The organism is Acidianus ambivalens (assembly GCF_009729015.1).
Classification (GTDB): Archaea; Thermoproteota; Thermoprotei_A; order Sulfolobales; family Sulfolobaceae; genus Acidianus; species Acidianus ambivalens.
The window spans coordinates 42,729-67,337 of the sequence record NZ_CP045482.1; the positions used below are offsets into that span (position 1 = coordinate 42,729).

29 protein-coding genes are annotated in these 24,609 nt (G+C 34.4%); 17 read left to right on the plus strand and 12 right to left on the minus strand.

The features are described 5' to 3' along the window. Nucleotide 1: 1 nt before the first annotated feature. From D1866_RS00260 to D1866_RS00270, 3 genes are read left to right on the plus strand one after another with little or no spacing between them, the layout of a single operon-like run. Nucleotides 2–1,498, plus strand: a complete 1,497-nt coding sequence (locus D1866_RS00260) for an MATE family efflux transporter (protein WP_152940539.1) — start codon at nucleotides 2–4, stop codon at nucleotides 1,496–1,498. Between the two features lie 16 nt (nucleotides 1,499–1,514). Then, nucleotides 1,515–2,327 (plus strand): class I fructose-bisphosphate aldolase, encoded by an 813-nt coding sequence (locus D1866_RS00265; RefSeq protein ID WP_152940541.1) that lies wholly within the window; start codon nucleotides 1,515–1,517, stop codon nucleotides 2,325–2,327. A gap of 2 nt (nucleotides 2,328–2,329) precedes the next feature. Then, nucleotides 2,330–3,085: a nucleotidyltransferase family protein gene (locus tag D1866_RS00270; protein WP_152940543.1), complete on the plus strand. Its 756-nt coding sequence runs from the start codon at nucleotides 2,330–2,332 to the stop codon at nucleotides 3,083–3,085. Between the two features lie 5 nt (nucleotides 3,086–3,090). On the opposite strand, the gene agl3 is transcribed toward D1866_RS00270, so the two are convergent. Further along, complete coding sequence (gene agl3, locus D1866_RS00275; RefSeq protein ID WP_152940545.1) at nucleotides 3,091–4,248, minus strand: UDP-sulfoquinovose synthase; 1,158 nt, start codon at nucleotides 4,246–4,248, stop codon at nucleotides 3,091–3,093. A gap of 81 nt (nucleotides 4,249–4,329) precedes the next feature. On the opposite strand from agl3, the gene D1866_RS00280 reads away from it, so the two are divergent. Beyond that, nucleotides 4,330–5,238, plus strand: coding sequence for a BadF/BadG/BcrA/BcrD ATPase family protein (locus D1866_RS00280; protein ID WP_152940547.1), 909 nt, complete (start codon nucleotides 4,330–4,332; stop codon nucleotides 5,236–5,238). Here D1866_RS00280 and D1866_RS00285 read toward each other — a convergent pair. Further along, complete coding sequence (locus D1866_RS00285; protein ID WP_152940549.1) at nucleotides 5,204–6,634, minus strand: gamma-glutamyltransferase family protein; 1,431 nt, start codon at nucleotides 6,632–6,634, stop codon at nucleotides 5,204–5,206. The genes D1866_RS00280 and D1866_RS00285 overlap by 35 nt on opposite strands. Nucleotides 6,635–6,673: 39 nt before the next feature. Here D1866_RS00285 and D1866_RS00290 point away from each other — a divergent pair, with 39 nt between their 5' ends. Genes D1866_RS00290 through D1866_RS00300 form a run of 3 tightly spaced genes read left to right on the plus strand, consistent with a single transcriptional unit; the run spans nucleotide 6,674 to nucleotide 9,581 of the window. Next, nucleotides 6,674–7,033, plus strand: a complete 360-nt coding sequence (locus D1866_RS00290) for a hypothetical protein (RefSeq protein WP_152940551.1) — start codon at nucleotides 6,674–6,676, stop codon at nucleotides 7,031–7,033. After that, nucleotides 7,023–7,268, plus strand: coding sequence for a MazG nucleotide pyrophosphohydrolase domain-containing protein (locus D1866_RS00295; RefSeq protein WP_152940554.1), 246 nt, complete (start codon nucleotides 7,023–7,025; stop codon nucleotides 7,266–7,268). Before D1866_RS00290 ends, D1866_RS00295 begins: the two co-directional genes overlap by 11 nt. A 3-nt stretch (nucleotides 7,269–7,271) precedes the next feature. After that, entirely contained in the window at nucleotides 7,272–9,581 is a 2,310-nt protein-coding gene (locus D1866_RS00300) for a tRNA(Met) cytidine acetyltransferase TmcA (protein WP_152940556.1), read from the plus strand. 27 nt (nucleotides 9,582–9,608) lie between these two features. Here D1866_RS00300 and D1866_RS00305 read toward each other — a convergent pair whose 3' ends face one another. Next, nucleotides 9,609–10,367 (minus strand): cytochrome C oxidase assembly protein, encoded by a 759-nt coding sequence (locus D1866_RS00305; protein WP_152940558.1) that lies wholly within the window; start codon nucleotides 10,365–10,367, stop codon nucleotides 9,609–9,611. Nucleotides 10,368–10,473: 106 nt separating this feature from the next. Between D1866_RS00305 and D1866_RS00310 the strand changes: the two genes are divergently transcribed. Together D1866_RS00310 and D1866_RS00315 are read left to right on the plus strand one after the other, a co-directional pair. After that, nucleotides 10,474–10,809, plus strand: coding sequence for a hypothetical protein (locus D1866_RS00310; RefSeq protein ID WP_155860963.1), 336 nt, complete (start codon nucleotides 10,474–10,476; stop codon nucleotides 10,807–10,809). Between the two features lie 163 nt (nucleotides 10,810–10,972). Continuing rightward, a complete protein-coding gene (locus tag D1866_RS00315) occupies nucleotides 10,973–12,376 on the plus strand; it encodes an APC family permease (RefSeq protein WP_152940560.1) in 1,404 nt (467 codons plus the stop codon). Here D1866_RS00315 and D1866_RS00320 read toward each other — a convergent pair. Genes D1866_RS00320 through tldD form a run of 3 tightly spaced genes read right to left on the minus strand, consistent with a single transcriptional unit; the run spans nucleotide 12,369 to nucleotide 15,398 of the window. Continuing rightward, nucleotides 12,369–12,761, minus strand: coding sequence for a universal stress protein (locus tag D1866_RS00320; protein WP_152940562.1), 393 nt, complete (start codon nucleotides 12,759–12,761; stop codon nucleotides 12,369–12,371). The two genes, D1866_RS00315 and D1866_RS00320, sit on opposite strands and share 8 nt — an antisense overlap. 59 nt (nucleotides 12,762–12,820) lie before the next feature. Next, nucleotides 12,821–14,068 carry a TldD/PmbA family protein gene (locus tag D1866_RS00325; RefSeq protein WP_152940564.1) on the minus strand — a complete coding sequence of 416 codons (1,248 nt, stop codon included), beginning with the start codon at nucleotides 14,066–14,068 and terminating at the stop codon, nucleotides 12,821–12,823. Beyond that, entirely contained in the window at nucleotides 14,061–15,398 is a 1,338-nt protein-coding gene (gene tldD / locus D1866_RS00330; RefSeq protein ID WP_152940566.1) for a zinc metalloprotease TldD, read from the minus strand. Before tldD ends, D1866_RS00325 begins: the two co-directional genes overlap by 8 nt. Before the next feature lie 30 nt (nucleotides 15,399–15,428). Between tldD and D1866_RS00335 the strand changes: the two genes are divergently transcribed. The 4 genes from D1866_RS00335 (at nucleotide 15,429) to cyoE (ending at nucleotide 18,340) form a co-directional block, all read left to right on the plus strand. Further along, a complete protein-coding gene (locus D1866_RS00335) occupies nucleotides 15,429–15,824 on the plus strand; it encodes a CopG family ribbon-helix-helix protein (RefSeq protein WP_013775890.1) in 396 nt (131 codons plus the stop codon). Further along, nucleotides 15,821–16,483, plus strand: coding sequence for a B3/B4 domain-containing protein (locus tag D1866_RS00340; RefSeq protein WP_152940568.1), 663 nt, complete (start codon nucleotides 15,821–15,823; stop codon nucleotides 16,481–16,483). The genes D1866_RS00335 and D1866_RS00340 overlap by 4 nt, the downstream gene beginning before the upstream one ends. Beyond that, nucleotides 16,480–17,421, plus strand: coding sequence for a homoserine dehydrogenase (locus D1866_RS00345; RefSeq protein ID WP_152940570.1), 942 nt, complete (start codon nucleotides 16,480–16,482; stop codon nucleotides 17,419–17,421). The genes D1866_RS00340 and D1866_RS00345 overlap by 4 nt, the downstream gene beginning before the upstream one ends. Nucleotides 17,422–17,482: 61 nt before the next feature. After that, nucleotides 17,483–18,340 carry a heme o synthase gene (cyoE, locus tag D1866_RS00350; RefSeq protein ID WP_152941409.1) on the plus strand — a complete coding sequence of 286 codons (858 nt, stop codon included), beginning with the start codon at nucleotides 17,483–17,485 and terminating at the stop codon, nucleotides 18,338–18,340. A 2-nt stretch (nucleotides 18,341–18,342) separates the two neighbouring features. Here cyoE and D1866_RS00355 read toward each other — a convergent pair whose 3' ends face one another. After that, the gene (locus D1866_RS00355; protein ID WP_152940572.1) at nucleotides 18,343–18,906 is read right to left on the minus strand and encodes a nucleoside/nucleotide kinase family protein; all 564 of its coding nucleotides are present in this window, start codon (nucleotides 18,904–18,906) and stop codon (nucleotides 18,343–18,345) included. A 61-nt stretch (nucleotides 18,907–18,967) separates the two neighbouring features. Here D1866_RS00355 and D1866_RS00360 point away from each other — a divergent pair, with 61 nt between their 5' ends. Further along, nucleotides 18,968–19,741: an enoyl-CoA hydratase/isomerase family protein gene (locus D1866_RS00360; RefSeq protein ID WP_152940574.1), complete on the plus strand. Its 774-nt coding sequence runs from the start codon at nucleotides 18,968–18,970 to the stop codon at nucleotides 19,739–19,741. Between the two features lie 6 nt (nucleotides 19,742–19,747). Here the strand turns inward: D1866_RS00360 and amrS are convergent, their stop codons facing one another. After that, on the minus strand, nucleotides 19,748–20,806 hold the full coding sequence (amrS, locus tag D1866_RS00365) for an AmmeMemoRadiSam system radical SAM enzyme (protein ID WP_152940576.1): 1,059 nt from the start codon (nucleotides 20,804–20,806) through the stop codon (nucleotides 19,748–19,750). Between the two features lie 77 nt (nucleotides 20,807–20,883). On the opposite strand from amrS, the gene D1866_RS00370 reads away from it, so the two are divergent. Beyond that, a complete protein-coding gene (locus tag D1866_RS00370; protein ID WP_152940578.1) occupies nucleotides 20,884–21,324 on the plus strand; it encodes a DUF309 domain-containing protein in 441 nt (146 codons plus the stop codon). On the opposite strand, the gene D1866_RS00375 is transcribed toward D1866_RS00370, so the two are convergent. Further along, complete coding sequence (locus D1866_RS00375) at nucleotides 21,253–21,738, minus strand: adenosine-specific kinase (RefSeq protein WP_152940580.1); 486 nt, start codon at nucleotides 21,736–21,738, stop codon at nucleotides 21,253–21,255. The genes D1866_RS00370 and D1866_RS00375 overlap by 72 nt on opposite strands. Nucleotides 21,739–21,773: 35 nt before the next feature. Beyond that, nucleotides 21,774–22,166 (minus strand): hypothetical protein, encoded by a 393-nt coding sequence (locus tag D1866_RS00380; protein ID WP_152940582.1) that lies wholly within the window; start codon nucleotides 22,164–22,166, stop codon nucleotides 21,774–21,776. A 44-nt stretch (nucleotides 22,167–22,210) separates the two neighbouring features. Here D1866_RS00380 and D1866_RS00385 point away from each other — a divergent pair, with 44 nt between their 5' ends. After that, on the plus strand, nucleotides 22,211–22,759 hold the full coding sequence (locus tag D1866_RS00385; protein ID WP_152940584.1) for a VIT1/CCC1 transporter family protein: 549 nt from the start codon (nucleotides 22,211–22,213) through the stop codon (nucleotides 22,757–22,759). On the opposite strand, the gene D1866_RS00390 is transcribed toward D1866_RS00385, so the two are convergent. After that, complete coding sequence (locus tag D1866_RS00390) at nucleotides 22,756–22,944, minus strand: hypothetical protein (RefSeq protein ID WP_152940586.1); 189 nt, start codon at nucleotides 22,942–22,944, stop codon at nucleotides 22,756–22,758. The genes D1866_RS00385 and D1866_RS00390 overlap by 4 nt on opposite strands. Nucleotides 22,945–22,983: 39 nt before the next feature. Between D1866_RS00390 and D1866_RS00395 the strand changes: the two genes are divergently transcribed. Then, nucleotides 22,984–23,529: a cupin domain-containing protein gene (locus tag D1866_RS00395; RefSeq protein WP_152940588.1), complete on the plus strand. Its 546-nt coding sequence runs from the start codon at nucleotides 22,984–22,986 to the stop codon at nucleotides 23,527–23,529. 18 nt (nucleotides 23,530–23,547) lie between these two features. On the opposite strand, the gene D1866_RS00400 is transcribed toward D1866_RS00395, so the two are convergent. Further along, nucleotides 23,548–24,525 carry a 3-hydroxyacyl-CoA dehydrogenase family protein gene (locus D1866_RS00400; RefSeq protein WP_152940590.1) on the minus strand — a complete coding sequence of 326 codons (978 nt, stop codon included), beginning with the start codon at nucleotides 24,523–24,525 and terminating at the stop codon, nucleotides 23,548–23,550. Nucleotides 24,526–24,609 lie beyond the last annotated feature (84 nt).

The following is a 24,609-nucleotide window of genomic DNA, read 5'->3' on the forward strand; positions in this document are numbered from 1 at the left end:
TATGTTAAAAACTAAAAAATCGCCTGGATTCGTTAGAATAGGATTATTTAACCTTTTAGTAAAGACTGCTGTAGCTCCAATATCTTTTCTCTTTTCCTTTTTGGTAGTTAGGTATTTATCTTCTATATCTATAGAAACTTTTGGAGTTTGGCAGTATATTTACGTGCTAATAACCGGGTATTTTACCATTCCTGCAGATCTTTTTTCCTCAATAACCTCAAGGTACTCTGCTGAAGGCAAAAACGTAGGCGGAATAATAATTATTAATGCATTAGCCGGCTCTATTTCTTCCTTTGCTTACTTCCTTTTGATCCCAACATTCATTCACTCTGCTGGATATAATCAACCTATTTATTTTTACACTGCAATTATGCTTATTGTACTTATTTACTTGAATAGAATCTCCGGTTCTGTTGCAATAGGCAGATCTCCTAGGTTAACCGCAATAAGTGCTTCAGGGTTTCAAATAGTTAGACTACTTTCCGCAATAATTATGATGTTTTACCTAAATCTATCAATAAATGCAGTAATATTTGCATATTCCTTAGGATATTTGGTTCAGATAATTTTCAATTTAACTTTCGTCAACGCTAGATTAGGAATAGACTTTAAAGTAGCTTTGTCTGCAGTTAGGAAATCAATTGTATTTATAATGAACTACGTGCAGTTAATGATAGAGGCAACTCTAGTTTGGGTTGTTGTTTTTATAGTTCACTCCGCTATCCCTGTATCATACTTTGAGTCTGCTTTAATAATTTCAAATTTGGTAGGTTGGTCTCAAGCGGCTACTGATGGGTTAATACTTAAACTTCAAGAAAGTAGGGATCCTAAATTAATAGAAATCGCAATAAAGTTCTTCTTTACTACTGGTGGGGTATTTCTCTTAATAATCTTTGTTGATGGAGAAAGATTGCTTTACGTTCTTAGGCCAGATTATGTTTCTTCAATATATGCCTTAATTGTACTATCTTTCTCAACTTTCATAAGATCTGCATATAGCATCTTTTATAGAGCAATATACATGGCTGACGAATCGTTGGCTGTAGAATCTAAAGGAGAATTTAGAGGATACACCGCTAAGCTAACCACAAGAAATGTGATAATCTCAAGTATAGGTGTTTCATCTTCTCTTCTTCTAATTTATTTGTTTAAAAATGGGAATATATATAAAATTTCTCCTATTCTGGCCGTTTTTATTTCGCTAGCACTACTTGTAAACTCCTTGGGCATGTTCTTTTCTTCGTATTTTATGTCAAAGAAAATTTACCGCTTTAATTTTCCAATAAGAGAAGTCGTAATTTCATTAATTCTTTCAGCAGTTTCTTCTTTACCTTTTATAGGAATAAGTAAAGTCAGAGCAATAGAACAAATGGTCATAATGCTAGAATTGACTCCTTTAGCTTTATTCCTTTATGTATCCTTAAGTTATATCTTTAATCCATACGCTAGAACTTTAATACATTCTATATTAAGAGAAGTAAAAAACTTTAAGCTATAAAATACTCTTAAGAATAATGTCTGGTTTAACAATTAGAATGAAAAGGCTTTTTGAAAAAGGAAAGGCTTTCGTTGTAGCTTTAGATCATGGGCTCGTAATGGGACCGTTAAAAGGTATTGAAAATCCGATAGAAGTTGTAAGTAAACTATCAAATATTCCCGACGCTTTACAAATGACTCCAGCCATGCTTAAGCTTGTTGAGGAGAATTTTTACAGCAGAAATTCCCCTATGCTAATAGCTAGGTTAGATACTGCAAATGTTTGGAGAAGAGAAAAGAAATACTCTCAAGGATATTATTCAATGGTTTACCAGATTAAAGAAGCTGTAGAAGCCGGGGCAGACGCTGTAGTTACTTATCTGGTAGTAGGTTATGGAGATGATAGAGTGGAAGGTTACAATGTAGAAGCCTTAGCTAAGGCAAGAGCAGAGGCTCACGATTACGGTATTCCATTTATCATAGAACCATTATATGTATCTCCTGACAATCCAGACTCAGTAAAGGACGCTAATTTCGTTAAATATGTAACCAGGTTAGCCTCAGAGATTGGTGCAGATATTTTGAAAGTCGATTATACTGGAAATAAGGAAGAGTTCAAAGAAGTAGTAAACGTAGCGTTCGCTCCAATATTAATAAGAGGCGGGCCAAAAACTAGGGACGATAAAGAGTTTTTATCAATGCTTAAGGACGCAGTTGATGCGGGAGCAAGTGGAGTAACTGTTGGTAGAAACTTATGGCAGTCAAAGAACCCTACGGCAATGGCAAAGGCTATAGCTGATGTAATAAGGGGTAAAAGCGTTGATGAAGCTTCAAAACTTCTGGTAGGTTAAAAATGATAAGAAAGGCAGTAATAACTGCCGCAGGAAAAGGTAGCAGAATGAAATACATAACGTCAGTCTTGCCAAAGGCACTTTTACCACTTTTTAAGCAAGAAGATGGAAAAAGAGTGATGAGACCAATAATAGACTTAATAATGTCTTCCCTATCTGCCGTGGGGGTTAATAATTTTTGCATAGTCGTTGGTAAACATGGTAAGTTATTAATGGACTATCTATTTGAAAGAGGAGTAACTTTCGTTTTCCAAGAAGAACCAAAAGGCTTTGGAGATGCGGTACTTAGAGCAGAAAATTTCGCTTGTGGCGAACCTTTCTTCGTTCATGCAGATGACGGTGTTCTTACTGGCGGATACTCTGAAGCTTCAGAATTATATGAAGAAAACAAGCCGGAAGCAGTCCTATTACTTAGGAAAGTAAATAATCCTTTTAGATATGGAATTGTAAAAGCTGAGGAAAAGGGAGAGTTTAGAAATCATAAGTTATATAAAATAATAGACGCGCAAGAAAAACCTAAACAGCCTTTCTCAGATCTTGCAATTTCGGCAGTTTATGTTTTCAAACCTAGTATATTTAAAGCACTAAAGGAAGTAGAAAACTATGAAGGGGAACTGGAACTAACATATGGTATAAAGAAAATCTTAGATCAAGGAGGAGAAATTTATGCCATACTTTTAGAAAAAGAAAAATGGCTTAACGTGGGAGATCCAGAACATTATTATGAAGCTCTAAAATACTCTTTCGAACAAATATGAAAGTTTCATTTTCTCCATTTTGTTTTAGGCATAATTACGTCCTTAAATTTCTCAAGCCTTTCCCTATAAGGTAGCAGATCTTCTATCATATTCTTTACCTCTTCTCTCATGAACCTCTTTGGAGTGAAACCCAAGGACTCCAAAATTTTCCTTTCAGGATTATAATAATGCTCTTCAGCTTCAACTCTTGGATTCTCAACGTGCTTTATTTCTACATGCAAGCCTAATTCTTCTCCTGCTTCTTTAACCATTTGCGCTATTTCATTTACACTGTGAATTTCCATAAATTGGTTAACAACTCTGTACTCACCTTGTTTCGGTGGGTGTTCTATTAATGTTCTTAGAGCCTCGACACTATCTTCTAGTGAAATGAATCCTCTAGTTTGTCCTCCCTTACCGTAAGGTGTTAATGGAAGTCCTAAAACTGCTTCAACGCAGAACCTATTTACTACTGTGCCCCAGACTTCGTCAAAATCGAATCTGGTCCTTAAAGACTCGTTTACTATTTCTGAAATTCTACTACCGTAAACTGGGCCTTGCATGATGTCAGTTATAGTTAATCCAAAAAGTTGGTTAAAGTAAGCTAAAAGGTAACTGTCAAATATTTTGGAAAAATGATAAACAGAGCCGCCCCATCTTGGTGTGAATATTTTATCTTTCTTACCATTAATAGTGGCCTCTATAAAAGCAGACTCTGGAATATCAAAATTTGGAGTGCCATATTCGCCCATAGTTCCCATTTTTAAAATGTGTATCGAAGGATCAATTTCTTTTACTAGATAAATTAAATTAAGAGTTCCGTCAAGATTATTATTTATTGTGTAAACTGCATGATCCAAGTCTTTCATGGAATAGGGAGCAGATCTTTGTTCTGCGAAGTCAACTATAACATCTGGTTTCGATTCCTTTATTACTTCCCTTAATTTTTCCTTGTCAGTTATATCTCCTTTATAGAATTTTATGTCAGCGTCAAGGTATTTTTTTACCGCGTTTACTCTCTCCTCTGGAGCCGGTAAAGGAAAAGCAGAATCTGAACCTATTTCTTCTACTGCTTTCCTAGTTGATAGATTATCCATGCCGTAAACTTCGTGATTTTTTGAAACCAACCTTAGAGCCAATGCCCAACCTATGTAACCATCTATTCCAAGGATTAGAACTCTCATCAATACTTCATAAGTTAACATAATAAAAACGTTTATGGTATGATTAGGAAAACTTTTTTCTTATAAATTAAAATATATACTATGATTCTTGTAGGTGTAGATGCAGGAGGAACTTCAACTATTTCAATAGCATATACATGCGAAGGAAAATTCATTGGAATTGGGGAATCTGGTCCAGGAAATTTCCACAATGTTGGATTAGAGAATGCAGTGAACAATATAAGGGATGCTATTTACAAGTCAACGAAAGGATTGAAGCCAGACGTAGCCTGCATAGGCTTAGCAGGCCTGGATTCAAAATATGATTATGAAGTCCTTTCTTCAGCTCTTAAGGATTTGGCTAAGGATACTATTATAGAACACGATTCTTTCATTTCTCTTTATGCAGAGACTAGAGGTAAGCCTGGGATTATAATAATTTCTGGAACCGGAAGCGTAGTGATGGGATATGATGGTAAACAAAGAATTAGAGTTGGTGGTGCAGGCTGGTTATTATCGGATGAAGGTTCTGCTTATTGGGTAGGAAGAAAAGCATTAAGACTCTTAGTAAAAATGCTTGATGGAAGAGAAGAAAAAACGCTGTTGGCCGATTTAATATTACAAAGGCTTTCAGCTAGCGGTCTAGATGATTTAATAAAATGGACTTATCATGAAGGACACAAGATTGAGGAAATAGCATCTTTAGCTCAAGTAGTCGATATAGCAGCAAATAAAGGAGATAAAAAAGCCCAAGAGCTTTTTTATCTAGCGGCTAAGGAGATAGCAAATAACGTAGTTTATATTTCTAAAAAGTTAGGAATAAGAACAGCTTACATGAGTGGAGGAATGTTTTCATCTAAGTTGTTTAAATCTTATGTTATAGAACAGCTGAAGAAAGAAGGCATAGTAGCTTTTGACAAAAAGAAAAGCCCAGAATTTGGTGCTTTATTGATAGCCTTTGATAAAGCTGGTTGCGTTAATGAACCGGAAGAGCCACGCCTTCACTCCTAGGATCTGCAACAGCTATAAATTCGTCTCCTTTCCTTTTCATTGCTTGAACAATTCCAACTTCGCTCGATAGATACTCCGTTTGTGTTGCTGGAATTCCTAATCTCTTCTCTGCAATGACCTTACCATTAACGTACATGAACCTAGGGGCATTCACTGCCTCATCAATTTCCATTGAGTAGTCTGCATAATATTCAAATACTTCAGAATGAATTTGTGGCCTTAAATCTCCGCCTGCACAACCTATTATTAAGTCCTCATTGTCTTTGCTTGCAAGCAGGATAGAGAGAGTATGAAGTGGCCTTTTTCTGCCTTCGGGTTTGTTTACCCCATCTTTAAATCCATATCCTCTATTATTAAACACGATGTCGTCGACTATTATTCCAGACCCAAATGGGTAAAACAAGCTTTGTATAAATCCTACCTCATTTTCTCCATCTGATACAACGAAGAATGTAGTGTCTCCATCATATAAGTTAACCGGAATGCCTTCAGTAGTCATTTTCTGAATTAAATATCCTTCATCTAACAAATAGGAAGGAGGTTGATAAAACCTAGGATCCGCTATATACCTATCTCTGTCGTCGTACGCTAAAATTGAAATTTTTACATGATTATTTACTCTCTTAATATCATTATAGGGTAATTTATTTATTCTAGACAACTCTACCATCTTTAGGATTTGTAGCGTCGTTAATCCTTGAGTATTCGGTGGGAATTCGTAAACGTCGTAGTCCTTGTACCTAATCTTTAGTAAGGAAACCTCTTCACCATGAAATTGAGAAAAATCATCACTCTCCACTGGTACACCTTGACTTTTTAGTCCTTCTACTATTTCTTGGGAAATTTTTCCTTCATAAAATTCCCTTGGATCTCTTGAAATCTCCTTAAGAATTTTACCTAGTCTAGGCAATTTTATGAAATCTCCGAATCTCTTATTCCCAAATAGCTTTTCAAATTGAGGATTAAATTTTGGAGAAGTTATTATAGCATGATGTAAAGCTCTTCCTACATAAAATCCGTTTGTTGCTAGAGAGATTGCAGGCTTTAAGAGTTCATAAAGATCCATTGTAGTATAATTTTCTTGCAAGTAATTCCATAGATCTACTAGCCCTGGAACCACAACTGAATTGGGGTCTCTTTCATTAATCTTTTCGGCCTTTAAATTCTTAGGAGACCAACCTGAAGAGTTGTAAGCTTTTATACCTTCAGAGGATTTTATTAAAATAAATCCATCTCCTCCTAACCCACTAGTGTGAGGCAAAACTACTGATAATACTGCACTTATTGCTATAGAAGCATCAAACGCGTTCCCTCCGCTCTCCAAGATCTTTGCCCCAAAATAGCTTGCAATATAATTTTGTGTAGCCACAACCTTTTTACCTACTGCAGATATCATGTATGTTTTTAATTCACTAGAGGTAATTAAGTATAAGCCTTGAACATTCCAGAAGAAACAAAAAAGGAGCTTAAGGAAGGAGTTTGCGTAACATGTTGTGAGGAGTATGTAATATGTATGACAACAGATTTGCCCAGGAATTTTAATGCTCCAGTTGATATAGAAGTTGATAGGGATAAGGGGAGCGTCCTTTTAAGGAATATAATAAAGGATGATCCTCAAAATCCTCTATATATAGAATATTACATTGATAGACAATTCGTAGAGAACATATCGAGATCAGGAAAGATTGACATATTTTTCGTAAACGAGAGATTCGATGAACTTGGTAAATTTGAAGTAAAGTTAATGAAAGAAGACTTAGCAATAATAAGGAGGGAAATAGGCCTTGGAAATTAAGAAAGCTCAAGAAAAATTAAAGGAAATGTATTTACAAAAGGATAAAGATAGAGGGCTTTTCGCTACTTTTACGTGGTTTACTGAAGAAGTTGGAGAGCTAGCAGAGGCTCTCCTATCTGGTGAAAGGAATAAAATTGAGGAAGAACTCGCAGATGTCATAGCTTGGGCAATATCGATAGCCAACTTAGAGAATATCGATGTAGAAGAAGCTTTAAGGAAAAAGTACAACTTATAAGCTATGCAAAGGAACGAGTTTTACGAAGAGCTAAAGAAAGCTTTGTGGGACGGAAAGGAGAAGTATTATAGGAACCTAGTTTACATAGAAAAGAAGGATTACCTTGATGACTTGTTAGCGTCAATTAAGACCTACTTGGAAGTAAATCAAAGCCCTAGCGTAATTTACGCTTTCCACCCTTGGGTTTCTAAAGCCAAGGAGAGAAGGAATATAATTAAAGAGTTATTTAAAGAAGGTAAATTTGAAGACGTGGATTATGCATCTACAGACGAATATCTTGGTAATACATACGACCTAGTTATTTTAGATCTTGTAGATAATTTTCAACCAAATTACATAGGAAGATTAGTTGATTTAGCGAGAGGAGGAGGCCTAGTAATTCTATATACAGATAATCTAACTGAAAATAAAATGTTTAGAAATTCTATAGTAAGATATGGTAAAATTCTAGATATTTATGAGAGACGATTTAGAAAAAAATTAGAAGAGCATGAGGGAATTTTCATAGCTAATGAAGAAGGTTATAAAGCTAGACCCTTTGTCGGTAATACAAAAAAGGAAGAAGTAAAAATACCTCAAAAGACTTTGATGCCGAGAGAGCTTCACGAGCTTGCAATAAGTCAAGACCAGATAAAAGTCTTAGAAGAATTCTACTTCCTATTAAGAGGAGGAAAAAGAGTAATTTCTCTAACAGCAGCTAGAGGAAGAGGTAAAAGTGCTGTAACCGGTTTAGGTTTAGCTGGAATAATAAAGATAAACTTGGACGAAGGCTACGATACTGAAGTAACAGTAACTGCTCCTTCATTGTACTCTGCATCACAAATTATGGAATTCGCTAAGAAAGGTTTGGATGTATTAAAGATAAAAAATAAGGAAAAAAATTCAGATACTGGATTTATAAGAGAAATAAGTGGAGACGATTTTGAAATACATTATAAGCCTCCGGATGCCGTATCTGAGGTTGAAACTGGTAAAGGAATATTAGTTATAGACGAGGCTGCCGCATTAGGTGTTAATTTTATTGACTTAGCCTTAAGGAAATGGAAGAAGGTTGTTCTAGTTACAACGATTCACGGTTATGAAGGTTCAGGGAAGGCTTTCATTAGGTATTTAAGAAAAATAATCTCGGAAAGAAAGGCTCCTGTTAGATTACTTACAATGCAAAAACCTTTAAGATATGCTGAAGGTGATCCAATAGAAAAATGGTTATATGATGCATTAGTTTTAAATCCTGAGCCTCAAAGACTGCCAGAGGATATTTCTATAGCATTTTATGAAACTCAGGATAAAGAAGAATTGCTAATGAATGATAATAAACTCTTTCAAGTTTATGGAATATTAGTTTCTGCTCACTATAGAAATAATCCAGACGATTTAATGATTATGTCAGATGGAATTCATCATTCAATAAAAACAATTTACTCTGGAGATTCTTATTTAGCTGTTGTTCAGACGTCAGAAGAAGGAGACTTGCCAGATAATTTGATAGATTTAGCATTAAGAGGTGGAACATTTGACGGTGATTTAATTCCAGATAGATTATTAAAGCATGTAAGATTAAGGGATTTTGGAAAATTAAAGGGATGGAGAATAATAAGGATTGCGGTAGTCCCAGAACTTCAAGATAAGGGATTAGGTAGTAAAATTCTTCAAATGGTAACAGAAGATGCAAGAGAAAAAGGTTTAGATTGGATAGGTTCAAGCTTCATGGGAGATTATAGGGTATTAAAGTTCTGGGTAAAGAATGGCTTTATTCCAGTACACGTATCTCCTGTAAGAAATGAGAAATACGGTGATTTTCCAGTAGTTGTAATTAAGCCTTTAAGCGAGATTGCTAAGAGAATTGTAGATATTTCTGCTTTTATATTTAAAGAAAAGTTACTTAACACAATTCACGATATTTACTTCAACATGTCTCCGCAAGTTGCACAGCTATTGTTAAGAGGAAATAAAGCTTACAAGGACATAAATTTGAGTAGGTTACACTTAGCGAAAATTGTTGCATTCCTACAGGGCACAAGTCCTTATGAAGCCTCTGCGGATGGAATCCATTTATTAACATTAAAGTATTTTTGGGATTCTAAAAGGGATTGGTCGCTTTACGATGAAGAAGAGTGGATATTAATAGGCAAGGTACTTCAAGGAAAACCGTGGGGATATTTATCTACTCTTCTTGGTATAAACAGAACTCAAATGAACGAATTCCTTTATACTGCTGTTGCAACAATGTTAAAAAAATATTATAATATGGACGCTGAAGGTAATATTGGCTATAGTCTTTCAGATTTAGGTGATGAGTTCACAACACGATGATTGATGAGATAATGCACCTCGACTGATTCATACTGTGTAATATATTAATGAGGCAACAATTAATAGAGAAAATAATTGGTGAAGTCCAACGGAGATTCCTGGCTTTACTGGATTTTTATTTGCTCCTACATAGACTAATAATCCCACTACCACTTCAATAATTGTTAACAATAAAGGTATCCACAGAGCCTCTAAAATTAAGGCTATTACGAAAATTGCTGCCAATATAGAGTGAATTAGCCAAGCTCCTTGTAGCCAATTCTTAGGCTTTCTAACATCACCTATTTCAAACTTCATTTTTCTCATACCAGTAACAACTCCGCCCATGAAAATAACGAAGTAAAGGAAATGAGGAGGTAATACAGCGTATAAGAAGAATTGAATAATATTAACGTTAAATCCTTTTAAGAAGATTACGAAATACGTTGCAAAAACACTATACGCTGCTATATCATGAAGGCCTTGAAATATAGATGGTAATTTCCCCGCTAAAACGTAAAGCGTAGCCATACCCAATAATGCAGTAGCAACAACCCCGAGAAATCCTACAAGACTAACTACAGAAAACCTTAGTATTAAGAATGCTAATGAAATGATGCCTACAATTGTCGCACTAATTCTATGAATAGCCTCAGGATCTTTCTTTGCCGCTAATTGCAAAATATCTCTAGTATAAGGCCAATTTGTTCCTAACGATAGTCCATATCCATATCCTTCAACTATCCCGCCTAAAACTATTGTTATTCCTGCAAAAATTGATGCAAGCAAACTAATTTCCTTTAGCATAATATCCTTTTTTGTTGCGGGATAATAAAACGTTTGTTAAGACTTTTAAACATTTTCCTAAAAAAGGCAAGTTAAATTCTTTATTTCAGGAAGTATATTATCTACCGTGCTAGATATACTTTGGAGAATTATAGATCTTCAACTTCCCTTAGTAAAATCTGATATGGAAACTTTCTTGATAAAAGATGGAGAAATAACTGAGGACGACTTAAAGATCTTTAATGAAGCCTCTGAGACGATAAAAAAGGCATATTATAGTGCGGAAAAAGATCCTAATTTTGCAAGAAATCTAGTTAAAGAAGCTCTAACTAAGCTTGAGTCAATAAAACCAAAGAAGCCTTTTCCTCCAGAGATGAGAATTAGATTTGATGAACTTAAATCATCACTAATGGAAGTTTTAGGAGAAAATAAAGTTTCTCAAACTACATCTCCTAAAAGTTAATATTTTTTATACTATTCATCATAAAATCTAAATATATTTTTGAAACCCTTTAAGCTCAAAAAATATTTTTTATCGAGTACTCCCTTTAAGCTTTGCGGATTTTACGGGCAAAATTTAGGGAAATTTTATAATCTCTTAAGACCGAAAAGCTTAAAGGGAGAATATGAGGCTCAGCAAAGGATCAATTTCACTTAAAGAAGCTTATGGACAAGCGATGGCAGTCACTGCACCACTTGGTAGCGTAGTTTCTACTTCAACTGCAGCAATCCTTTACGCTGGTTACTCTGTAGTCTTTACTACATTACTTGCTTTACTAGGTAGTGCACTTTGGATTTATACGCTTACAAGATATACTTCAAAATTAGCTTCTGCAGGGGGATATTACACTTATGGTTATAGTGCGTGGAGGAGTAAGAAAATTTCGTTCTTTGAAGCTCTTATAGAAGCATTTGCTTATTCATTCCTTAACGCAGTAAACGCAATTACTGTATATCTTATTATATCTATCTCCTTAGGAATATTTGGCATTTCACTAACACCGATAGAAGAGGGGGTAATAATATTCTTAGCAATACTTTATCCTACAATTATATCTCTTTCTCATATAAAATTTGTATTGGGCAAGATTGTATCAATAAGTGCAACTGCAGAGGCCGTATTACTAATAATAATGTTTGCATTTTCCCTTACTAAAGGCTTTCATTTCAGCTATCTAACTCCGGGTAATGTTCCGGTACATGATCTTGCGACTGCGTTTGTTCTATCAATGGTAAGTATATCCGGAGCAGGAGCCGCTACATACTTGGGAGAAGAAGTCAAACATCCTACAAAGACGGTAACATTAGGAATGTGGTTATCATTGTTAATTGGAGGAACTGCAATGTTTTTAGGAACTTATGCTCTGGTAGCATTATGGAATGGTTCACTTACAGCCTTAGCTTGCTCTCCTCAGCCTTTAATTTATGAGATGTACTCCTTTGGTGTATTTCCGCTTTTAATAGCTTTAGTAATGTCAATAAATAGTTTATTTGCATCAAATATAGGCACTACTTTAGGTGCTGCAAGAATAATATTCAATCTATCGAGAGAAAAATCAGCTCCAGCAATATTTTCTAAGGTAAATAAGAGCCATGAACCGGTTATTGCTACAATATTTGTAGGAAGTATAACTGGATTAGTAACTGCATTATCAGTAATATTCCTTGGAATAAACACAGCATTTGCAGATATAAGTACCATAACTGGTATATTATGGTTATCTGGTAGAATAATAGATGGATTTGGAGTTCCCGTCTTCTATTATAGAATTGGACAACTTGGATTATTTAGTGCTACAATACCCTTAGTAGCTACTGGACTTAATCTTTGGGGAGTCACTGAAAGTATTTCAGTACATGACATTGCCTCAATTGTTATACTAACGTCAACAATGGCAGTTCTAATAGGTTGGTATTTACTTAAAGGTAGAAAAGGTAATCCAGGAAGTCTTGTAGTCGATGATAATAATGAGGTAATACCAATAGATGAATATCTAAAGAAATTGAAAGAAAAAAGTGTCACTACTTAACAACTAAAACTGGATAAGGAGATTTACTAACTAACGCTGAAGATACGCTACCTAAAATCACCTTTTTTAAGCCCGTTAGACCTCTACTACCAGTAACTATTAAATCACATCCAATTTCCTTACAATATCCTATTAAGCTATCTGCAACATCATTACTTTCGAGAATTTTTTCCTTAACATTATAGCCTTCTAACTCACTTTTTATCTCATCTATTGACCTTTTTGCTTTCTCCTCAGAATCTATTATAACTTGTTCTGGGCTTTTTGGAGCTTCTTTTACTACAGTAACTATGTGTATTTCATCTTCCTTCTTAAGAAATCTTAAAGCAAAAAACAAAGCCTTCTTTGAATAATCTGATCCATCATAAGCTAAAACTACTTTCATAAGAAATTTAAAAGAATAATATAATAATAAGTCTTTCTTACGTTTTAATTAAAAAATTTTTAGACAACACTCAAGCCTTGAATTTCTAGTTCTCCAGTACTAACATTGCCTATCATTAATCTCTTTTTAGAGGTTCTCTGAATTCCTTTAAGTAAATCCTTTAGATTTGACGTAATTACTATCTCTTTCAATGAAATCTTTTTACCATCTTTAATTATCCAAGATACAGAACCAACTACACTAAATTCCCCAGTATCAAAATTACTCGTGTGAACTCCTTGAACTTCATCTACGTAAACTTTACCTTCTTCAGATAAGTCTTCTTCCTCATTCTTTACGTAAAATTCTAAATTACTTGGATAAATGTAAGGTATCGAAGAATATCCTCTTGAAGCCGAAGCAGTATTCTCTCTTTTAGCCTTAAGAGACCAATAGTAGTTACTAAGGAATTTCTTTACATTAGCATTTATTATCTCATTGTTTAGTGATTGTTGACCTTCGCCGTCAAAAGACCTACTATAGACACTGTTCTCAATTAGTGGATTATCTATGATCCTCAAGTTCTCGTTGATTAACTCTCCTTCTTTTAGAGGGCTTCTATGCCTATAGTAATTCTCCAGTGATATGGCGTGGCTTAACAAGGGGAATACTAAATAATAAACTGCTTTAGTTGTTAAGACTACGGACTTAGGTTTAAAGTCTAGAGTAGTTCTCTCTGACGTGATCTGAACTTTCTCTACTATTGTATCTTTCATCTCATCAATGCTAGTTGAAGGATCTCTGAAGGACCTTGTCTCATAGATCTCTGGGCCCACATAGGTTGAATCCTTATAATTTGCGCTAACGCTTACCGAGATTCCGCTTCTTTTTTCGCTTAAATTCATTCCTTCAGTACTAACAATTCTTACTTCGCTAACCCATGCTGTAGAGTTTAAGGTTACTATGTTAATTTTCTTTTCCTTTAATTCCTCTAGTTCCCTAATTTTTTCCTTTACTACTTCACTTAAGTCAAATTTTTTATAAAGACTCAAATAGCTTACCTTATTAGGTGTAGGGATTTGATTTGCATCATCTCTTTCAGAGACTTTCCAAGATTTTATTGCGATATCTAATAAATTATCATCAAGTCTCGTAGAATAAGCAAAGCCAACTTTTCCATCTTTAAACACTCTGAGACCGTAACCTTCTTCGTTTAGGAACCTAGAATATATTTGTTTTTCCTCGTTTATTGAGAACTCTGTCCTTTTTACGTAAAAAATTTCTGCAGAATACCCTTGATTTTTTGCCTTATCTAGTATCTCAAACATATCCTCCCACCTTAACCTTAACACTTATATAAGGTCCGCCTGTTCCTACTGGAACGCTTTGCCCGCCTTTACCGCAAAAGCCAGGCCAAACGTCAAACTCTTTTGAAACTCCTTTTATTCTACCTAGAGTTTCTATAGTATAACCTGAAATTCCCATGTTCCTAATAGGTTCTCCTATCTCACCGTTATGAATGTAATATCCTTCCTGTATTCCAAATTGGAATGTTCCGTCTGGACTAGTTTGACCTCCAAGGGGAGAAACTATGTAATATCCTTCTTTTATTTCACTAATTAATTCGTCAACCCTCCTATCTCCTGGAAGCATGAATGTATTTCTCATCCTAATTAGTATAGGACTTCTAAAATCTTCAGCTCTTGCATTGCCGGTAGGCCTTTCTCCTAGGAACGTTGAATAATATCTATCTACTAGGAATTCTGAAACAATTCCTTTTTCTACTATCTTTACTTCTCTACCTTCAACTCCTTCATCATCATAGGGAGTAAGTCCTATAGCCATATTATAATCCATTTTAGGTGAATCGTGTACTGATACGTAATCTGGGGCAATTTTCTTTCCTCTTAATTGACCAAGTACTCCATTAACTGCTAAATCCGCCTCGGCTAAGTGACCTAAAGCTTCGTGTGAAAAAACTCCTACAACATCTGGACCAAGTACTACATCAAATTCTCCAGCCTTGGGAGTTTTGCCTTTAAGTTGATTATTTAATCTTTTTCTTAACGTCTCTATCATTTGGTTTATGTCAAATACTTCTAATGGATATCCTTTGTAAGTATATGCAGAATAGAAAGAGGATGCGACAATGTCACCTTCTCTAGCAACGGCTGAAATCGAAATTCCGCTCAATACATATTCTTGGTAAATTTCTCTTCCTTCTGTGCTTGCATAGTCTTTCTTTACTCCTTCATGAAAATATCTAACGTTCACTGATTTTACTCTTTCATCCTTGAGTAACTCTCCCTTAATCTTATCCAGATCAGACATTATTTCTTCTAAACTTTTTGACAATGGTTTTTCCTGTTTTATTACAACTTTATCCTTTTTTGGTGGTAAGAAAGTTATATTAACTTTTTCATCACCATAAGCAGAATTTATTGCATTCCTTACTTCTTCATCGTCAAGCTTTGTTGAATTCGAATAGCCCCAATTTCCATTATATAATACTCTTAGCGAATAACCTTCATCTACTCCGTTAGTTGTTACATATTTTCTATTCTCCGTTACAACTAACGACAACTCGTCATACTTATAATGCCTTACATCGGCAAAGATTGCACCTAAATTTTCAGCCTTTTTTAAAACTTCAATCATTTAATAAAAACCTCCTCCTTACTTTTAAGTATGAATGTAGAAAAGATTAGTGTTTCGATCCCTAAAGACATAATGGAACAACTCGATAAGTTCATGAAAACTTCATCTTCTCTTGATAGGTCTAAGATTTTTCAAATAGCAATTAAAAATTTCTTAGATGAAAATTCTCTGGAAGACGTAGACGTAGTTGGGATAATAAATATAATCTATGATGATGAAGTTACTGATGAAATTACTAAATTACAACACGAGAAACTTTCTTCAATAATTTCCACTCTTCATATTCATCTTAACGAGAAAGAATGCATGGAAGCAATAGCTGTGAAAGGTAAAAAATCCGATTTAGTAAAGTTAACTTCTTCCTTATCTCAAATTAAAGGAGTTAAAAAGGCTAAATTATTAACATATGAAGTGAAGGAAAAATGAATATAATAGTGAGCGAAGACTGTAAAAACCTTGGAATATTTGTTGCCCACACTGAAGTTCTAGGAGTAAATAATAGTAAAGGAAAATTAGAGGAAGACATGAGAAAAGTTGAAGAAATGTATTCTCAAGAAGATCCAGAAAAACTAAAGCTCAATCCTATTGTAAGAGCCTACAGAGATTTTTATTGGAAAATAGGCATAGATCCTACCAAAGTAAGGCCAGCAGGAGAGGCATTAAGAAGAAGAATAAACAGAAGCGGTAAGCTTCCGAGGATAAATGATATTGTTGATGCAGGCAATATAGCTAGCTCGTCAACTTTAGTTCCAATAGGAATATATGATATTTCCAAGATTGTTGGAGAGCCTTCAATAGTACTGAGTAAGGGAGGAGAAGAATTTTATGCAATAGGAAAAGATAAGCCTGAAATTCTTCAAAAAGGAATACCTATAATGGTAGATAAGGAAAAAGTAATGCATATTTATCCTCATAGAGATTCAAAGATAACTAGTGTAACAGATACTACAAGGGATATATTAATAGTTGGTGCAGGCGTTCCTGGAGTACCGCAGGAATTAGTAGGCAATGCTGTGAATATTGTAGTTGAATTAGTGCTTAAGTATTTAGGAGGTAAACAAACACACCAGGTGGTTTTCAGTTGAAGTTAATGCTCGTAGGATATGGAAATGTAGGAAAAGCATTTAGAAAATTACTTCATGAAAAGAAAGTGAAAGAGCTAGAAAATGTAAAAATTGCTGGAATTGTAACAACTAGAGGATTAATGTTAAAAGATCAAGAAGAGTTTGTTCCAGACAAGAAAGTTGACGTGTTGGAAGCGTTAGATGAAGTTCAGCCTGATGTAGTTGTAGATATGGCCTCTGCAAACTACAAGACTGGAGAGCCATCGCTTTCATTATATTTGAGCGCATTAAAGAGGGGAATTCACGTTATTACTACAAATAAGGCTCCATTAGCGTTAAAATATAAGGAAATAATAAATACTGCAATATCGCACGGTTCTAAGATATTCTTTCAAGCTACTGTAATGAGCGGTACTCCTTCAATAAATCTTTACAGAATTTTGCCTGCAATGAAAGTTAGGAAAATAAGGGGCATTTTAAACGGTACAACTAATTATATCTTAACTAGGATGAGTCAAGGGTTATCTTTTAATGAAGCATTAAAGGAAGCTCAAGAATTAGGTTATGCAGAAAGAGATCCCACGCTTGATATAAATGGTTTTGACGCCGCAGGAAAAATAACAATCTTATCTAATGTGTATTTCTCTAGATACATCTCAATTAATGATGTAAAGTTTGAGGGAATAGGTAATATAGAAATTGGAGATGCTCTGAAAAGAGGTAATAAAATAAAACTCATAGCATATGCAGACGAAAAAGAAACTTATGTGAAACCAGCGGAGATTACAAAAGAGGATTTTCTTTACAATGTAGATGGGGTCAACAATGCACTAGAGATAGAAAGTGACATTCAAAAAATAACTATTGTAGGTCCAGGAGCAGGACCACTAAATGCTGCTTATGGAGCATTTTCAGACTTGATTTTATTATTGAGAGGAGAGAATTTACCAGGATTGTAAAATATTAGAATTGTTATAAACCAAATTTTTAACCTTAAAAACCAAAATAGCTTAGATGATAATGGCAACTTCACCAACTGTAAAATTAATTTATTACGCAAAACTTAGCAAGCCAAGAATTATTTGGTTATTAGATCTTGCAGCGTTAGCTGGTGCAGCGTTGTCCTCTAGGTTTCTTCTGATCCCATTAATTTCCGTATTGGCTGGCGGAACCTTAGCATCTGGTGGAGCAATGATAATTAATGAAGGAATTGAGATTGATAAGGATAAAGTAATGAAAAGAACTTCTAAAAGGCCTACAGTAATGGGTTATGTGAGCAAGAAAGAAGCGATACTTGTTGGTTCAGTAATGCTTGCACTAGGAACGGCTATAGGATTAATTGCAAATCCATTAACTTCCTTCTTTATACTATTAGGAGGATTAATTTATATTCTGGTGTATACTATTTGGTTAAAACCTAGAACACCATTAAATATTGTTATTGGAGGATTTGCAGGAAGTGCTGCGGCCTGGGCAGGATATGCTGCAATGACAGATTCTTTTACTATTCCTTCCTTATTATTGGGGTTACTAATATTTATGTGGACCCCCGGTCATTTTTGGTCTCTAGCTCTAAAATATAAGGAAGATTATAGCAAAGCTGGAATTCCTATGTTACCAGTCCTTCTACCAGAAAAGGATTCTGCAAAGTATATTGCAATTTCCAATGCCTTAATGGCTCCATTTGCGTTAATATTATATCTCTACGTAGGTCTACCTTATTTGATAGTAACTTCAATAATGACCGCCTTGTTGCTTTACAATTCCATAATACTCTTTAGGAATCCCACGGCAGAAGAAGCCTGGAAATCCTTCAAAATATCCGCCCCATATCTTGCAGTTATATTACTAACTATTATAATATTAAAAATAATTTAAAATCAGTAAGAAATAGATACCTTCATGTAGGCTTCGTCTTTATTTGATAAATTAATCTCAACTATTATGTCTCCACACCTTTTTCTTAATACTATTCTATCCTCATGAACTTCTACTTTAAGATTAGAACAATTTCCTAGAGATCTTAATTTATAATAATAGTACGGATTTTTCATTTTCTTTAGGGCCTTGTTGAATATCTTCTCAAAGAGAGCATTTGGATCGGAAAATTGTGAATAAGAAATCGGAACTTTTAGCGTTATTTCAATGTAATATTCATTAGGAATGATTTCAACGTTCTCATAAGTTCTGGAGATTGCAAAAGATGAAATAAAAGGAGCCAGCACTACTATTAACAGAACAACATAGATAAACTGTTTAAAATATTCAAAAGTTAGTATAGCAGATGTTAACAAACTTGCAGGAAGCCCTAAAAAGATATAAGGTAATGCCTCCACAAAATCTCTAATTTTATTAATGCTTATAATACTATAAATAGTACTTCCTGCTATTGGTATTACCGATGTTGGCAAATAGATAAGTAGATTCTTATCCAATCTGTTCATAATTCTATATCCGTATAACTCAAATTAAAGCATTTATTAATATCTTTTCATAGAGATAACTATGGAAACTGTCGAAACCAAAATTGAAAATGGAATAGGATGGATTATATTAAATAGGCCTGATAAACTAAACGCTATAAATTTAAAAATGTTAGAAGAATTGGAAGAAGTAACAAAAAATTTTGAAGAAAATAACGATGTTAAAGTAATAATTTTTACAGGTAATGGAAAAGCTTTTTCTGCTGGGGCAGATATATCGCAATTTAAAGAGTTAAATTCAATCTCTGCTTGGAACTTTGCTAAAAAGGGTAGAAGAGTTATGGATTATATAGAAAGCGTTAGTAAACCTACTATAGCAATGATCAATGGCTATGCATTAGGCGGAGGTCTAGAATTAGCTCTAGCCTGTGACTTTAGGATTGCTGCAGAAGAAGCATCTCTTGGTTTGCCAGAAATTAATTTAGGAATTTATCCTGGATTCGGAGGTACTCAAAGATTAGTGAGAGCTATAGGTAAAGCAAAAGCTATGGAGCTCATGATGACTGGAGATAAAATTCCTGCTAAAGAGGCAGAAAGAATTGGATTAGTTAATAAAGTGGTTTCTTTATCTTCTCTAAAAGAAGAAACTATTAAATTTGCTGGAAAGCTCATGGAAAAATCTCCCATAGCTCTAGCAATACTAAAACATGTAATTCTCTACGGTAATGACTCACCATTATTAGATGGATTAAATATGGAAAGCTTAGGTTGGGGAGTAGCATTCTCTACAGAAGATGAAAAAGAGGGAGTTAACGCTTTCCTTGAAAAAAGGAAAGCAATTTTTAAAGGAAAATAATTATTTTTATATAAAAACTGGCTCAAATCTATCTTCTTCAAACGCGTGTTTAGACAGTTTACCTACTATTGGCAGTTTATATCCACAATATTGACATCTCATATCTTCAGTTAGATGCCACTCTGTAATTCTAAAGCCGTCTCTACCTATTACTAAATTGTGGCATTTTGGGCAATAGGTACTTTCATAAGGGTGGCCTGGAACATTTCCGATGTAAACATAATTAAATCCTAACGACTTTGCTAGATTGTAGTGTTTTTCTAAGGTTTCTACTGGAGTCCAAGGAAGGTAATTAAGCTTATAATCTGGATGAAACCTCAAGAAGTGAATAGGGACGTCAGGACCTAGAATGTCCATTATTTTCTTAAGTAAATTTTCTGCAGCCTTCAAATCATCTCCTATCTGAGGAATAACTAAATCCGTAATTTCAACATGGATACCATTCTTATGAAGTTCTCTAATAGTTTCCAATATAGGCTCTGGACCAGAGGCTCCAGTATACCTCTTCATGAATTTTTCCTCGCCGTTTCCCTTAAAGTCTATTGTTACCGCATCAAGAAAATCTTTCACGTAGTCTACTAGTTCCTCAGTCCAGTATCCGTTGCTAACCATTGTATTAAATAATCCTCTTTTTCTAGCTATTACTCCAGTATCATGTGCAAACTCTGCAAATATCGCAGGTTCATTGTAAGTATATGTAATTCCCTCTGCCTCATATGCAATTGCCATATCTACTAATTCCTCTGGAGATACTTCATATCCTTCTGGTCTTCTTCTTTGACTTAAATCGTAATTCTGGCAATACATGCACATCCAATTACAACCATATGTGGAGAACGAGAAAACTTTTGATCCAGGGTAAAAGTGCACTAAAGGTTTCTTCTCTATAGGATCTACGTGAGCTGCAGCAACCTTACCGTAAACATCTAAGTACAACTTTCCGTTTCTTACAGACCTAACTCCACAGAAGCCTATTTGTCCTTCTCCTATTAGACATCTCCTAGCACAAGCTAGACATCTTACTCTATTGCCTTCCTTTCTATATAGTACTGCTTCTTTACTCATCACATTTATATTGTTTTTATAAAATAAAAAGCAATGATTAAGGTTCTGACGTAGGAATAACCATAAAGAGTGATAAAATGGGGAAAAGACATATTTTATTGTATCCGTCTACTATTGAGGTTAAGAATCTTCATAACATAAGTATAGTAGATATAAGGCGCTGTAAATATACGGAAATAGACATAATGGATGATCCTCAAAAAGTAATTAAGATCTTGGGAAATCCGATAAAAATAATTAATGTTAATGAGGAAAAGGAAAGCTTTCCAAACTTATTTTTCAATTGTAGATTTTGGGAGGCTCACGAGGTTCTTGAAAAAATATGGATTACAGAGATAGACGAAAAAAGGAAAAAGTACCTTCAAGCTTTAATACTTTTATGTGCTTCAATGATTCATTATTTAAAGGGACACGAAAAGGTATCTGATGATTTACTTAACAAGGCTTTATCTCTTATATCCGAACTTCCTGAGGAGCTCCTTCCTCTCTTTTATATCAGCATCGCTCTCGACTCCTAGTGGAGTATAACCGTCTACTACTCCAATTACTCCTCTTCCTTGGTCAGTTTCTGCAACTAATACTTGCAATGGATTTGCTGTTGCCGCAAATATTCTAACAACTTCTTCAACATTCTTTATTCTATTAAGTACATTGATAGGATACGCATTTTTTATATAAATCACAAAAGTATGTCCTGCACCAATTCTTTTTGCATTCTCTATTGCAAGTTTTATTAGCTCTTCGTCATTACCATCAAATCTTACTAATCTTTTGCCACTTGCTTCATTAAATGCTATTCCAAATTTTATACTAGGTGATGAAGAAGCTAAGGTTTCGTATAAGTCTTCCACAGTTTTTATAAAGTGAGACTGTCCAATTATTACATTTGTACCTTCTGGTATATCTATCCTTACAACATCTATATTTACCATATGATAATGTTCTTGAGAAAGGTAAAAAATTTACATCACTTTGGTGCATATAAGTAGGCGTAACTTATTGTAACCTCTTTTGAAGAGGTTAAGGAAACATTGACGCTACAGTGTAGCTGGGTTACAAATACCTTGTAATTACCAGGAGGTAAATGGAATGTTGCAACTCCTTGAGAGTTTGTAAAGTTTGCAGTAACGTAATATCCTTGTGAATTATAAATCTCAACGTAGGCGTCTGAAAGAGGTGAAACTCCGCCAAGAGGTCCATAATTCATTAGAACTTTAACTTCTAGAGTTTCCTCATTAGAAGATGAAGAAGGCAAATTAGTTATACTTATGGTAGTCTTATAGCTTGAAGCCATATAAACTCCTACTGCTGTTAATAATAAAATGATGATACCCAAAGCGAGCAATAGTTTCTTATTCATGCCAAAAAGACTATAATAGCCTGGTATTTAAATTGATTCAAAACATGTTTGAAGGGATAATAGATGGTTTAAAATATGCTCTGAAATACGAGAGATCAATCCTTAGGAGGTATTTAATATTAGGGTCATTTGACGGATTATTACTTACACTAGGAATTATAATGTCAGCAATAGTTGAGCATATTAAAGTAAAAGATACTGAAATTGCAATATTAAGTGGATTAACTGCTGTATCAATATCATCAATGTGGAATTCTCTAATTGTTGAGGCAAAAGAAAAAAGAGAAGAATATAAGGAGCTTGAGAGACAAATGATGAAAAGCTTAAAAGGGACTATATATGACTACGGAACTAAGGCTACAATAGTTCTTTCGGCTTTTGCGCACGGTATATCTCCATTTCTAGGTTTAATTGTACTTTATTCGTATATTACAACTAGAAACGTAGTAATGGTATTGTCTGCCTCATCTTTTGTCCTTTTCATGCTCGGTTTATCATATGAAGGCGAAATAAAGGATAAAATAGAATCTGGAATATTAATCCTGGTAGCTGGATTATTTACTGCACTTTTAACATACTTATTAGGGAGTTAAAGCCACCAGCCAGAAGCACTCCAGCATCCGTATCTTTCCAGCATTTCAATGCAGGCTTTTCTATCTCCTCTTTTACATTCTTCACATAACCTACCATAGTCATTTACAGTATCTTTATCACAAATTAGTTTTCCGCATATTACTACACAAGTTTTATCGCCATCTTTAATATAACAATCACTCATAATAGACACCTTTTTAAACTTTTTAAACTATATAAACACATGGGGCACGTTTTAGAGAGAGAAGATAAACAGGAAGAATTAACAAAGGAAATAAAATCTATAGTTAAAGAAATTGAGAACGATGACCTTAAAGTAGTAACCTTCATGGAATATACTTCACCACCTAAGGAAATCAAACCTAAAGTAATTAAATTTAACAAGGCTTTAGAGCTCTTAAGGCTAATAGCAAAGCAAGGTAAGATACAAAAGGGCGTTGCAAAAATCATGTTTTACAGTCCAAGTACCGAAAGATCAAGAGGACTAACTCCAACGATGATGGCAGGTTTTCAATACATTGAGCCAGGAGTAGCTACAAAACCACATTCCCATAACATGGCCTCCATTTACTTAGTGGTTAAAGGTAAAGGATACTCAATAATAGATGGCAAGAAATACTATTGGGAAGAAGGAGACATATTTGTAGTTCCTGCTAACGCTGTTCATTCACACGTAAATACCTCAAATGAAGAAGTTGTACTATTTGATGTAACTGATTCAGGATTATTAGAGAACCTAGGAATATTAGAATTTAAGGAAGAAGATTAAGAAAATAGGAAATTTTATTTATTTATTATTTTCTCCATTAGAATTTTGTTTCTTATCTTCCCATACTATTTTATATATTTGGAATAGTTTTTCATCCCTCCACTTTGATAATTCTTGAAAGCTTTTTCCTTTAATGAAACTATATTCCTTCATTTGCTGTACAGCTTTCACTACTCCAGTATAAGGAAACTTATCATATTTAGCTAAAGTATGCATCCATTCATTTGCACCGTAACCAAAACCTCTGCTAAAGAAATATTCTAACCCTCCTTCTCCTCCGCCTAAATGGTAAGTTAGGAAAGGACCCATGAAAGCCCATCTTAAGCCTATTGCGGCTGTCATTACTTTATCTATGTCCTCTACAGTAGCGACACCCTCATCTACTAAGTATACTGCTTCTCTAAACAACGCAAAAGCTAACCTATTGCCTAAAAATCCTGGGATTTCCTTCTTTAGGACCACTACTACTCTATCCAACTTCTCCATGAAATCTTTAGTTGTATTGAGAGTTTCTTGTGATGTTTTTTCTCCGGGAACTATTTCAACTAAAGGTAACAAATGTGGTGGATTCCATGGATGGGCTATTACACCTCTTTCTGGATACCTTTTCATTGCTTTCTGTATCTCAGTCATTAACAACCCGGAAGTACTACTACTTAATATCACGTTCTTGTCTAATTTTTCATCTAAATAAGAGAAGACTTTCTTTTTAGCATCATAATCCTCTATTATTGCTTCAATAACGAAATCGGTACCTTCAATTGCTTCGTCCATGTTAAGAGTAGGGCGAATATTTTTCATGTAATAATCCGGTTCCTTATCCACTAAGTTCATGTTTTTCATAACTTCTAAGTATGATTTTATCTTCGCAATTCCTTTATCCAAGGTTTCTTTCTTATCTGTATATAGAGAAACTTCATAGCCTTTAGTTGCTAATAGTGTAGCCCATCCAGAACCTATTAAACCTGCACCTATTACGCTAACGCGTTTTATCATATGGTTTATACTATATAAGTAATATAAGTATGTTTCTACTATTTATTTCCTAGGTATAGAATTATAGCTTAACTTTTTACTTAG